General features: G+C 52.8%; 8 protein-coding genes. 2 read left to right on the forward strand and 6 right to left on the reverse strand.

Going from position 1 to position 12,210, the window contains the following annotated elements:
• Window positions 1-12: 12 nt before the first annotated feature.
• Together hemA and A8O25_RS14345 are read right to left on the reverse strand one after the other, a co-directional pair.
• A complete protein-coding gene (gene hemA / locus A8O25_RS14340; RefSeq protein ID WP_066836055.1) occupies window positions 13-1,251 on the reverse strand; it encodes a glutamyl-tRNA reductase in 1,239 nt (412 codons plus the stop codon).
• A 77-nt stretch (window positions 1,252-1,328) separates the two neighbouring features.
• A complete protein-coding gene (locus A8O25_RS14345; RefSeq protein WP_066836067.1) occupies window positions 1,329-2,849 on the reverse strand; it encodes a catalase in 1,521 nt (506 codons plus the stop codon).
• 559 nt (window positions 2,850-3,408) lie between these two features.
• Between A8O25_RS14345 and A8O25_RS14350 the strand changes: the two genes are divergently transcribed.
• The gene (locus tag A8O25_RS14350; protein ID WP_066836056.1) at window positions 3,409-4,092 is read left to right on the forward strand and encodes a response regulator transcription factor; all 684 of its coding nucleotides are present in this window, start codon (window positions 3,409-3,411) and stop codon (window positions 4,090-4,092) included.
• On the forward strand, window positions 4,089-5,453 hold the full coding sequence (locus A8O25_RS14355) for a sensor histidine kinase (RefSeq protein WP_066836057.1): 1,365 nt from the start codon (window positions 4,089-4,091) through the stop codon (window positions 5,451-5,453). The genes A8O25_RS14350 and A8O25_RS14355 overlap by 4 nt, the downstream gene beginning before the upstream one ends.
• Window positions 5,454-5,924: 471 nt before the next feature.
• On the opposite strand, the gene A8O25_RS14360 is transcribed toward A8O25_RS14355, so the two are convergent.
• The 4 genes from A8O25_RS14360 to A8O25_RS14375 all read right to left on the reverse strand — a co-directional run bounded on the left by A8O25_RS14360 (window position 5,925) and on the right by A8O25_RS14375 (window position 12,097).
• Window positions 5,925-9,068, reverse strand: coding sequence for an efflux RND transporter permease subunit (locus tag A8O25_RS14360; protein ID WP_066836058.1), 3,144 nt, complete (start codon window positions 9,066-9,068; stop codon window positions 5,925-5,927).
• A gap of 143 nt (window positions 9,069-9,211) precedes the next feature.
• The gene (locus A8O25_RS14365; protein WP_066836059.1) at window positions 9,212-10,324 is read right to left on the reverse strand and encodes an efflux RND transporter periplasmic adaptor subunit; all 1,113 of its coding nucleotides are present in this window, start codon (window positions 10,322-10,324) and stop codon (window positions 9,212-9,214) included.
• A 20-nt stretch (window positions 10,325-10,344) separates the two neighbouring features.
• Complete coding sequence (locus A8O25_RS14370) at window positions 10,345-11,655, reverse strand: TolC family protein (RefSeq protein ID WP_082893655.1); 1,311 nt, start codon at window positions 11,653-11,655, stop codon at window positions 10,345-10,347.
• A 151-nt stretch (window positions 11,656-11,806) separates the two neighbouring features.
• Window positions 11,807-12,097, reverse strand: coding sequence for a putative quinol monooxygenase (locus A8O25_RS14375; RefSeq protein ID WP_066836060.1), 291 nt, complete (start codon window positions 12,095-12,097; stop codon window positions 11,807-11,809).
• Window positions 12,098-12,210 lie beyond the last annotated feature (113 nt).

Raw genomic sequence — 12,210 nt, forward strand, 5'->3', positions numbered from 1 at the left:
ATGAACTGCGTTTTAAGAGAGCTGAAACAAGGTTTGCAATGATTCCAGCAGCAATTTTCTGTCAGAGCCTTGGGTGTTCTTCAGGATACCGGCAGGTCTGCGGAGCAACTGGTTTAAGGTGGTGCTCGTCAGCGCAGGGGAAGGAGTTTTGTCTCCTGAGCTGTTGATTCGGTGCTGCACTTCAGTTTCCACCACGTGGGCCAACAGGCGCTTCAGCTCCTGCAGGGTATGGGCCACGGGTAAATCCTGCAGCCAGGCTTCAAATTCGTGCGCCTCTTCTTCTATAATGCGCTGCACATCGGCAATAGAGGTTTCGCGCAGTTTCTGCACGGCCTGGGTTCGGCTGGTGATGTCGTCCATGTTCACCAGGGAGATGCCGGGGATCAGTTCCGCTTCGGCGGGAATGCTGAGCGGTACGGCCAAATCCAGCAGCACGCGTTTTTTCTGCGGAAGGTTTTGCAGCGTAGGCAGGGAAATCACCTGGCCGCCGCTCACGCAGGAGATCATCACCTCAAACCGTTCTAGCTGTCCCTCCATGTCGGCAAAAGGAAGTACTTGGCCTTGCACGGTTGAGGCCAGAGCCTCGGCTTTCTCTATACTGCGGTTGGTGAGCGTGATGTGGGTAAACCCGAAGGAGGCGGCATACTTGGCTACATCGGTGCCCAACTGGCCGGTGCCTATGATAAGCAGGTTCTTCTGGGCAAGGCTCTGGCGCGGGAAGAAATCGGTGACCCGTTCCAGGGCCGCGTAGCCCACCGAGGAAGCGCCCGCTCTGAAAGACGTTTCATTGTGCACGCGTTTGTGGGTTTTGAACAGCGACTGGAAAGCATGGTGCAGCAAGGGGCTGGTGGTCTTCAGGTCATTGGCTTGCTGGTAGCTTTCTTTGAGCTGGCCAATGATCTGCCGGTCGCCCAGCACCTGGGAGCGTAAGCCTATGCCTACTTCCAGCAGGTATTGAAACGTTTCCTGGCTCTGGGTAAAATGCTGGAACAGGCGTTGGTAATCGGGTGGGTGGGTTATGCTTTTAAACGCCAACAGTTCCTCCAACACCTGTGCGGTAGAGGGGCCTTTCGCCTCAAAATAAACCTCGGTGCGGTTGCAGGTAGTCACCAGGACAGCTCCCGCCACCAACGATTTTTCCTGTAGGCTTTGCAGAAAGGCAGCCGCTTCTACGTCAGTAAACTGGAGCGCCTCTCTGTACTGGACAGCGGCGGTCTGGTGCGAAAGGGAAAGGGCCTGCAGTGTGTTCACGTGTGTTGCATCTTAGGTGAAAAGCGTGGAACAGGCCGGGCAGAAACCACCCGGCTTGTTCTGTATGGTAAAGTAGATTATTTGGAAGTAAGCGCCTGTACCTGGGTTTTGTCCAGTTTCAAGGCCTTGATGAGGCGCGTGCCGTAGTCGGCATCGGCTTGGTAGAAATAGCTCACCATTTTGTTCAGCACTTCTTTGCTTCTGATCTGGCTCATGTCGCCGGCCAGGTTGCTGATGAGGTGCTCTTTCTCCGTTTTAGACAGGGAACGGTACAGGTCGCCGGCTTGCTGGAAGTTGTTCTGCTTGCTGATGGCGCGCTGCATGGTCTCGGCGTTTATCTTCTGGGTAGAGTAGTTGAACTGGGCATTATCTGTGAAAGACGGATGGGCCGTGCTGGGCTGGTAGTTCACGTCTGATGCCGTGGTGCGGTTGCTCAACACGCCGTTCTGGTTGTAGCTGTTCACTTCTACTTTAGGGGCGTTTACCGGAATGCGCTGGAAGTTGCCGCCCAAACGGTAGCGCTGCGTGTCAAAATACGAGAACACGCGGCCCTGCAACAGACGGTCTTCAGAGGGCTCAATGCCGGGTACCAGGGTGCCGGGCGCAAATGCGGCCTGCTCCACTGACTCAAAGAAATTGTCCGGTACTTTGTTCAAGGTCATCTTGCCAATCTTTTTGCTCGGCGCGATGCTCTCTGGCCAGATCTTGGTAGGGTCCAGCGGGTTGAAATCAAACTTGTCCAGGTCCTCGGGCTTGATCATCTGCACCGACAGCTCCCAGGCGGGGAAATTGCCTTTGTTGATCTCAGCGTACAGGTCTTGGGTGGCGTGGCTGTGGTTGGTGGCTTGCACCTGGGCGGCCTGCGCCGAAGTCAGGGTTTTCACACCTTGCTGCGAGGTCCACTTGTATTTCACGTAAGTCACTTCGCCTTTGGCGTTCACCCATTTGAAGGCATGTACCCCAAAACCATCCATCTGCCGGAAGTTGGCCGGAATACCTAGATCCTGGTACAGGTAAGTGAGCATGTTGGTGCTTTCGGGCTGGTTAGACAGGAAGTCAAACACGCGGTGGTTGTCCTGGCGGTTGTAGATTGGCGACGGCTTGAACGAGTGCACCATGTCTGGGAACTTGATGGCGTCTCTAATGAAGAACACCGGCAGGTTGTTGCCCACCAGGTCATAGTTGCCCTGGTCGGTGTAGAATTTCACGGCAAAACCGCGCGGGTCACGCAGGGTTTCCGGAGAACCGGCCTCGTGTACTACTGTGGAGAAGCGCACAAATACCGGGGTTTTCTTGCCCGGCGTGTTGAACAGAGAAGCTTTGGTTAAGGCAGAATTATCAGCGTAATTCTCAAACTCCCCGAAGGCCCCGGCGCCGCGGGCATGTACCACGCGCTCGGGAATCCGTTCGCGGTCAAAAGAGGCCAGTTTTTCAATCAGATGCACATCGTCCAGCAGCACCGGACCATTCTCACCAGCCGTTCTGGAGTTCTGGTTGTTCCCCACCGGAGCGCCGGTATTGGTAGTAAGGGGTTTCTGCGCAAAAACCAGCTGGCTACCAGCCAGGAAGGTTAATAAGAGTAAGGGTTTTCTAAGCATTTTGGGTTTAGTAAAATAAATCATGGCCCAAAATTGCCGGGTTAAAGCTTATTGTTCAAATCGATAATAAAGATGATATGATAGATAAAAACGATGATGCGTTTTAATTAGTTCTTTACTATATAGATGCAGAACCTTGAGGCTGGTTGAAAATCTTGCGGCGGAGCAAAGGGGGCGCTGGTTGACTTGTGATATTAGGGAGCATTAGCTATGTTTTCGCCAGAGGTTCTTAAAGAGTTGGTTCTGGGGCAGGCATCTGCTTGTGCTGCCGTTTTCGGCCTGTTTTTCTTAAATCAGGACTAAACTAGGGAAACACCAGCTACTGCAGGCGCAATCATCCGCTTGCGGAAGATAACCAACCCTCTGATCCAATGTAGTTGGCGGCCTACCCACTACCCCAATGGCACAGAAAGGCTTAAAGGAAAAAGAGTCGCCGTCCTGCTGGCTGTGCATTAACAGGCAGCTATTTGCTCTCTTTATTTGCGTAATTTTACCTTGGGCTTGCTACAGGTTTGCAGGGGAGTGGGATAAGGGGGAAAGAACAAGCGTATCAGAAAACATGAAAATACTGGTCATTGAAGATGAGCCCAACGTGGCCGCATTTATCAAACGCGGCTTGCAGGAGCAGACGTTTGAGGTGGAGGTGGCTTATGACGGCAACACGGGTAAAAAGCTGGCGCTGCAGAACGAGTACCAGGTCATTGTCATGGACGTGATCTTGCCCCACCTCAGCGGGCTGGACCTGTGCCGGCAGCTGCGCCAGGAACAGCTGCGCACGCCCATTCTGCTGCTCACGGCATTGGGCACCACAGATGATGTGGTAGACGGTCTGGAAGCCGGGGCCGATGATTATTTACCCAAGCCCTTCAAGTTCAGAGAGCTGGTGGCGCGGGTGCGGGCATTGGCGCGGCGGGCAGAACCAGTGACTACCAGTCATCTGCTGTACGCCGGAGATTTGACCATGAACCTGGATACCAAAGAAGTGACCCGGGCCGGAAAACCCATCCACCTCACCGCCCGTGAGTTCGCCCTGCTGGAGTTTTTCCTGAAAAAGCAGGGCAAGGTGCTTTCCCGCGTAGACCTGCTGGAAAACGTCTGGGACCTTAACTTTGACCTGGGCTCCAACGTGGTAGATGTGTACGTGAACTACCTCCGCAACAAGATAGACAAAGACTTTCCCGCTAAGCTGCTGCACACGGTGGTGGGCATGGGCTATATGCTGAAGGAGCCGGAGAACGTATGACTTTCAGAAACCAACTCACCCTCACGTTTGCCGGCCTCACCACGGTCATTCTCGTGGTCATCATCAGTGTGATTTATCTGGTGGCAGAGCAGTTTACCCGCCGGCAGTATTTCCAGCGGTTAATGGACCGGGGCATTGTGGCGGCGCAGATGTACCTGGAGCAGGACGAATTCAGTGCGCAGCGGCTCCAGAAAACCCGCCGCAAGTTCTTTCAAAGCCTCTCAGAGGAGCGGTTCGCCATTTATGACCATAACCGGCAGTTGCACGTGGCCTCAGATAGCGCCGGTCTGGCGGTTCCGCCTAAGGTCTTTGAGCAGATAAAAACCAAGGGCGAAACCGAATTCTGGCAGCAGGGGCAGCAGGGGGTGGGGCTCTGGTATGAAGACAATGAAGGTGATTTCTATGTCATTGTCATTGCCCAGGACATCACCGGTGCCGGTAAACTGCAGAACCTGCGCGAGGTGTTAATCATCAGTGTGCTGCTGGGTTGCCTGGTGATGGTGGCAGCCGGTCATTTCTTCGCCCGAAGGGTGCTGCAACCCATTGTGGCCATTGTGCAGGAGGTGAACAAAATAAGGGCGTCTAACCTGCACCTGCGGGTGAAGGAGCGGCCCGCCCGTGATGAAATTGGTGAACTGGTCCATACCTTCAACCAAATGCTGGAACGCCTGGATACGTCTTTTTACATGCAGAAAAGTTTTATCGCCAACGCCTCCCATGAGCTCCGTAACCCGTTAACCGCCATCAGCGGCGAGCTGGAAGTTACCCTGATGCAGGACCGAACGCCCGCTGACTACAAAGCGTCTCTGCAAACGCTCCAGAAAGAGACAGACCGGCTGGAAAAACTCACCACTGATTTGATTCTCCTGGCCCAGACCGGCTTTGATGAACAGGAGATTAGGAAAGAGCGCGTCCGGGTAGACGAAGTCCTGCTGGAAGTAAAAGTGGAGCTGACCTATTCCCTGCCGCAGAACCAGATTCAGATTGACCTCTCCACGTTACCGCCAGACGCAGACCGGTTGACGGTGTTAGGCAGCCGGAGTCTTCTGCAGATAGCCTTCAAAAACGTACTGGAGAACGCCTCAAAATTCTCAGACCACCAGCCGGTTCAGGTGTCACTGTCCTGGCGGGGAACGCTGCTAACGGTAACCGTGCAGGACCAGGGGATCGGGATTCCGGAAGCCGAAATAGACCGGGTAAAGGAGCCTTTCTACCGTGCTAAGAATGCCCGTGACCGAATGGGTACCGGCATAGGGCTGACCATGGTAGAAAAGGTGCTGCGGCTGCATGGCGGGGAAGTGAAAGTGTCTTCCACTTTAGGTAAAGGAACAACCGTTATTTTACTGTTGCCATCAATGTAACAGCTTCTTCTTTCGGTGAATAGAAAGGTGCTGCCGTTTTCGGACTGTTTTTAGAAAAACAAGCTGAAAACGGCAGCTAACTGTAGAACAGAAGCCTTTGGCTCCCACTTTTACAGTTCTCAGGTTTATTCCAAATTTATTCCGTAAGAAAGGCCTCTAATTCCCGTTGCTGTTCCAATTTCAGATTTCCTGGAATCTCTCTGGTGCGGAAGTTACTTCCGTGCCTTTTTTAAAAATTCCTTAATAAGGCTATACTATCACTAAGTGGCCATTGCAGGGTTAATAGGCTTCGTTTTTCTTTCTCATAACTTCGGAGAAGTTAAGGATGAGAGTTTCCTGTTTTCGGTCTGTTTTCTTAAAAACAGGCCGAAAACAGGAGTTGGCTGAAAACAAAAGAGGTGGCCAAAAACCACCTCCTTTCACTCAAAACAAACGCACTGAAACACAATGGAACTGTTCAACCTGTTAAAACTAGGCAGGAACGGCTTCTTCTAACCGAACCCTGCGGTACTTGGTTTGTTTCTGTCTGAGTGTTCTCTTATACACGCTGTCAAAGAGCAGCGGGAAAATGAGCAAGGTCAGAATAGTGGCACTTATTAGTCCACCAATCACCACAATGGCCAGCGGTTTCTGCGTCTCAGAGCCAATTCCCGTAGAAAGAGCCGCGGGTACCAGACCTATGGCAGCCATCATGGCGGTCATCACTACCGGGCGGGTCCGTTCGGCCACGCCTTCTTTGATGGCCTGCATGAGCGGCATCTGTTCCTCTAGGTTCTTCTTGAACACCGAGATAAGGATTACCCCGTTCTGCACGCAGATACCAAACAGGGCAATGAAACCCACGCCCGCTGAAATACTGAAATTGGTATTGGTGAGCAGCAGGGCCAGAATACCGCCAATGAGGGCAAACGGCACGTTCAGAATCACCAGGGCAGCGTCACGGCCATTGCTGAACAGCGCGAAGAGAATCAGGAAGATGAGTACCAGACTCACCGGTACCACCTTCATCAATCGGTCTGTTGCTCGAATCTGGTTTTCAAACTCACCTTTCCACTCCAGGTGCATGCCTTTATCTAACTTAATTGCCTGATTTACCTTCTCCTGCGCCTCTTTGATGGTGCTGCCTAAGTCACGGCCACGTACCGAGAATTTCACGGCGATGAAGCGGGCGTTGTCTTCGCGGTACACAAAGGCGGGGCCGGTGACGGTGCTGATTTTGGCAATCTCGTTGAGCGAGATGTTGCCGCCGTGGCTCGTGGGCACCCGCAGGTTGGCCAGCTGTTCCTCATTGTTCCTGAACTCCTGCTGGTACCTGATTCTGATGTCAAATTTGCGCTCGCCCTCATACAGGCTGCTGGCACCCTTTCCGCCAATGGCCATCTCAATCACCGCCTGGGCATCTGCCGGGGACACGCCGTAAGAAGCCATGCGCTGTTGGTCCAGTTCTACCCGCATCTCGGGCTGACCTATGAGGCTAATCACGCCTAGGTCGTCAATTCCCTCAATCTTATTGAGCACGCTGTACACGCTGTCGCCCAACACCTCCAGCCGCTGCAGGTTATCCCCGAAGACTTTCACGGCCATGGAGCCTTTCACCCCAGACACGGCCTCCTCCACGTTGTCCATAATGGGCTGGGAGAAGTTGAAGCTGATGCCCTGGTATGAAGCCAGCCTTTGCTGCATCTCGTCAATGAGCTGCTCCTTAGAAATCTTGCGCTGCCAGTCATTCTTGGGCTTGAGGTCTACGTGCAGCTCAATGTTGAAGAAGCCGGTAGGGTCGGTGCCGTCATTGGGGCGGCCGGTCTGCGACATCACCTGTTTCACCTCGTCAAAGGCGCCGATGGTTTTGCGTATCTTCTCCGTCATCTCCACCGACTGCTGCAGACTGGTACTCATAGGCATGCTGGCCCGCACGTACACCGCGCCCTCGTTCAACTGCGGCAAAAATTCTGAGCCCAGAAACTTGAACAGGTGCAGTCCCACACCCATCACCACCATGGCCACTACCAGACTGGCTTTTTTATTCCGGTAGGTGAACGAGAAGCCCTTGAACACATACTTGTTGATGAAGTTCACAAACGGGTTGTGCTTCTCCCGCACGTTCTTGTTCAAGAGCATGCTGCTGAGCACCGGCACCAAGGTTAGGGTGAAAAACAAGGCACCCAGCAAGGCAAAGCCCAACGTATACGCCAGCGGCGAAAACATTTTCCCCTCCACTTTCTGGAACGCGAAGATGGGCAGCAAGGCGGTGATTATGATAAGCTTGGAGAAGAAGATGGACTTACCCAGGTCAACGGCGGTTTTCTTGATGATGCCGCGTTTTGACAAGGCGTTGAAACGGGGCATTCCCAGCTCATGCGCTTTCTTGTCCAGCACCACAAACAGTCCTTCCACCATCACCACCGCCCCGTCAATGATAATCCCGAAGTCAATGGCCCCCATAGAAAGCAGGTTGGCCGACATACCTTTGAGGCGCATACACACAAACGCGAAGAGCAGCGCCAGCGGTATAATGATGGCTACGGTGAGCGTAGTGCGCCAATCGGCCATGAACAGGAACACAATCACGGTCACCAGCACAATGCCTTCCAGCAGGTTGTGGGTCACCGTGGTGGTGGTGAAACCAATGAGGTCAGAGCGGTCATAGAATGGCACAATCTTCACATCATCGGGCAGTACCACATCGTTCAGTTCAGTGATTTTGCTTTTGAGAGCCGCCAGCACCTCACTGGGGTTCTCGTTCTTGCGCATCACCACAATGCCTTCCACCAGATTGGTTTGCTCGTCACGGCCCACGTTGCCCAGGTTGGGCAGGTGTGATTCTGCCACCGTGGCCACGTTCTTGATGAGCACCGGCACGCCCTGCCGGTCTGTGACCATCACGTTCTCAATCTCATTAATGTTGTTGAGCTGCCCAATGCCGCGCACCACGTAGGCCTGGCCGTTTTTCTCAATAACATCACCACCCACGTTGAGGTTGCTTTTGGCAATGGCCTCATACACGTCTGGGGCGGTGATGTTATATTTCCCAATCAGGCTGGGGTCTACGCTCACCTCGTAGGTTTTTATTTCTCCCCCAAAACTCACTACGTCGGCAATGCCTGGCACGCCCTTCAGTTTGCGGTCGATCACCCAGTCCTGAATGGTTTTCAGTTCGCGTACATCCTTGGTCTTGCTTTCAAGGGTGTAGCGGAATATCTCGCCGGTGGGCCCCGCCGACGGCTGCATCTCGGCGTCTATGCCTTCCGGTAGGTTTACCGTGGCCAATTGGTTGGCTACCAGCTGACGGGCATGGAAATCGTCTACCTCGTCTTCAAAAATCATGGTCACCACCGACAGTCCGAAGAGGGAGATGGAGCGCAGGCTGGTCTTTTTTGGCACCACGTTCATTTCCACCTCAATAGGAATGGTCACAAACTTCTCCACCTCCTCGGCACTGCGGCCAGGCCATTGGGTAATAATTTGCACGCGGGTGTTGGTCACATCCGGAAATGCCTCAATGGGCGTGTGCATGAAACTTATCACCCCCGCCACCACAATGCCAATGGTCATGAAAAAGACCAGGAACCGGTTCTTGAGCGAGAATGCAATGATATTTTTGATAAAAGAATTCATCTGGAAAATGTCTTTACAGATTGTATGAGTGCCTTGAGTCCAGCTGAAAAGAGGTCAAGGTCACAAGCATTATTTTATTCTGTTTTCGGGCTATTTTTCAAAAAACAGCCCGAAAATGCTACCGCTAATTGGAGCGTGAAATGTTATTTGGCTTTGGAGGCATTGTAAACCAGCAGCGGGTATTTGCTCACCACCTGTTCGCCTGCCTCAATACCGCTGGTGAGGTAGGCCGTTTGCCCCACGGTCTGGTACAGTTTCACCTCGCGCTGCACCACGTCACAGCGCTTGCGGTACACCATCACGTAGTTTTTGCTTTGGTCAAACACCAGCGCATGGGCAGGAATGGCCATAAGTTGCTTGTCTTCGGGGTACTCAATCCTGATGTTGGCGAACATCTCGGGTTTAAGTGAGAAATCAGGATTATCCAAGCGTACCCGCACTTTCATGGTGCGGCTCTCGGGGTCCAGCACGTTGAAGATTTTGTCAATCTTGCCCCTAAAGACTTTGTCTGGATAACTTAAAGTTGTCACCTCTGCGGCATAGCCCTCTTTCACCTTGGCAATGTCAGACTCAAACACGTTGGCCATAACCCAGATTTCATTCATGCTGGAGATGGTGAACAGGTTGGTGTCATTGTCTGAGCGAATCTGCATGTCGGCGTTCACGTTCTTCTCCACCACAAACCCGGCAGAGGGCGCCTTCACCACGTATTCAGAGCCTTTGCCAATGCTGTAAATGCTAAAGACCTGTTTCATGCGCTGGGCCTCGGCTTGGGCGATGTCTCTTTCCCGCTGCGCCGCCAGCACATCCTGCTCAGAAACCAACCCAGACTTGGCCATGTCTTTGGCCACCTCCAGGTTCTTCTGGGCCACCTGCAACGCAGATTGCGCCGAAATGCGCTGTTGCTCAAACTCGGCTATCTCACTGCTTCTAATCACGGCCAGCGTCTGTCCTTTCTGCACGTAATCCCCCAGCTCCACCTTCACGGTCTGCACATGGCCACCCACCAGCGGGAAAATCTTGAAGACTTTCTTCTCATCTAAGGCAATCTTGCCCACCAGCTGCAACTGGTTGTTCACGTTCTGCATTCGCGCCGAATCCAGCTTAATCAACTGGGAAAGGGTATCAGTGAGGCAAAGCTCTTTATCTGCCAATGCAGCATTTGAAATTGGCTTTTTCTCCTCAGAACAGGCAAAGAAGAAGGTGCAGCCCGTGAGCAGAGAGAACAGAAGCGGCGTGGTTATCTTATTTTTCATGGTATTCACAGAGGATAGGTTTAATAGGTGATGACAGGGGTGCCCACGGCAAAGTTTATTTCCTCCAAGGCGCGCAGCCTATTAATGCTGAGCTCCAGCAGTTGGGTCATGCTCTCGGTGTAGGTCTCGTAGTAGTCTAGAAATTCAATCAGGCTGAGGTTGCGTCGCATGAAGTTGGAGGTAACGCCATCTAAGAGCCGGTCAAAATCACTTCTGAAATTGGGGTCAAAAGAGTTGTAGAACTGCTGGGCCTCCTGCGCTTTTTTAAACGCCTGCATCACCTCGGTCTCCACGGTCAGTTGCTGCTGCGCCAATAGGTGCTGGCTCTGGTCTATCTGGTGCTGCGCCATTCTGATATTGCCCTGGTTTCGGTTAAAGAGGGGCAGGGGCAGCGAAAACCCTACGCCGGTGTAATTTCTTATGAAGTTACTCTGGCGGTCATAGTTGGCGCTGATGGTGATGTCTGGCACAGCCATGGTTTTCTGTAGTTTCAGGTTCGCCTCCTGTAACTGCACCACGGTCTGGGCGGCTTTCAGGTCATAGCGGTTCTCCTGCGCCGTCTCCAGCAATTTGCTGAACGTAAGCTGAGTGGGTGTGGCTGCGTTTAAGGTGTTCTCTTCCAGCGTTGGGACCAGTACAGTAGTGGCGGGGGTGCGGGTCAGCAGCCTTAGTTCAGATTGCGTTTCCTCTATCTCATTGAGCAGGCTCAGCTGCTGGTTGCCCAACTGGAACAGCAGGGCTTTCAGGCGGGTGGTTTCCTTGAGCGGGATGTTGCCTTTCTGGTACTGTTCCTCCAGCGCCGTAACCAGTTGCTGCACGGTTTGCGTTCTTTCCCGCAGTATTTTCAGGCCCTGCTGCTGGTAATACAGCTCCACCATGTTGGTGCGCAACGTGAACCTGAGCGTACGCAGCAAATCAAAGAAATCCTGCTCGGTGAGTTGCGTCTCCAGTTGTTCTACCTGCACCCGCTTGTTGCGTTTGCCCGCCAGGTACACCAGCTGCTCCAACTGCAGGAACGTCTGTCCGTTGCGGCTCACATCAAAGTACCTGCCGTTCTCCGGGTTATACACGCTCTGGTCAACCGTCAGCACCGGGTTCTCAAACAGCCTGGCCTGTAGAATAGCCGCCCTAGAGGCTTCAATCGCCGACTTCTGCGCCAGCAGCGGCAGGTTGCGCTCCTGAAACAGCTGCTCTGCCTGCGCCAGGGTAAGGCGCAAGGAGTCAGCAGGGGCGGTGGCGGGAACGGTACGTCCTGCAGTTGAATGCGCTGAAACTGGCTGGAGCAGACACTTCAGCAAAACCAGCGCAAATAGAAAAATGGGTACTCTCATGGGTAATTCTTTTTTTGAAGAATCCCCAAAACTAGAGTACCCGTATTATAGGTTGATTAGAGCCAGATTAGAGAATGATTAGAGAGGGGAAAAGCGGCCTGCATAAGCCGGAAACCCATATTTGCTGACGGTGTTATTGAAAAATAAATAACTAGACGGCTGCGGGCTTGAAAGAAAAAGCCTGGGCGGGCTCAGAGAACAAAGCCTTGGTGGGTTTCCAGACAGAGCCGAACAATTCTGATTTGCGGTAGTTGTTCAGGGCTTCTTCAGAGTCCCAGAGGCTGTAGGTGCTGTACACGTGGGGCAGGTGGTAATCCTGGAGCAGGTCCACCCGTTGACAACCGGGAAAAGCGGCAATCTTCTCTCTGGACGCTTTGAAGATTTCCAGAAACGCCGGCACCCTGTCTTCCAGAAACGTCATTCTGACTATTCGTATCAACATTTTTTTTAATTAGGAATTAGGAATTAGGAATTAGGAATTAGGAATTAGGAATTAGGAATTAGGAATTAGGAATTAGGAATTAGGAATTAGGAATTAGGAATTAGGAATTAGGA

Source organism: Rufibacter ruber (assembly GCF_001647275.1).
In the GTDB taxonomy this organism is placed as follows: Bacteria; Bacteroidota; Bacteroidia; order Cytophagales; family Hymenobacteraceae; genus Nibribacter; species Nibribacter ruber_C.

Coding starts and splice junctions, on each gene's coding strand:
- A8O25_RS14345 (WP_066836067.1), bottom strand. CDS start 2,849: ATGCTTAGAAAACCCTTACTCTTATTAACCTTCCTGGCTGGTAGCCAG.
- A8O25_RS14350 (WP_066836056.1), top strand. CDS start 3,409: ATGAAAATACTGGTCATTGAAGATGAGCCCAACGTGGCCGCATTTATC.
- A8O25_RS14355 (WP_066836057.1), top strand. CDS start 4,089: ATGACTTTCAGAAACCAACTCACCCTCACGTTTGCCGGCCTCACCACG.
- A8O25_RS14365 (WP_066836059.1), bottom strand. CDS start 10,324: ATGAAAAATAAGATAACCACGCCGCTTCTGTTCTCTCTGCTCACGGGC.
- A8O25_RS14360 (WP_066836058.1), bottom strand. CDS start 9,068: ATGAATTCTTTTATCAAAAATATCATTGCATTCTCGCTCAAGAACCGG.
- A8O25_RS14370 (WP_082893655.1), bottom strand. CDS start 11,655: ATGAGAGTACCCATTTTTCTATTTGCGCTGGTTTTGCTGAAGTGTCTG.
- A8O25_RS14375 (WP_066836060.1), bottom strand. CDS start 12,097: ATGTTGATACGAATAGTCAGAATGACGTTTCTGGAAGACAGGGTGCCG.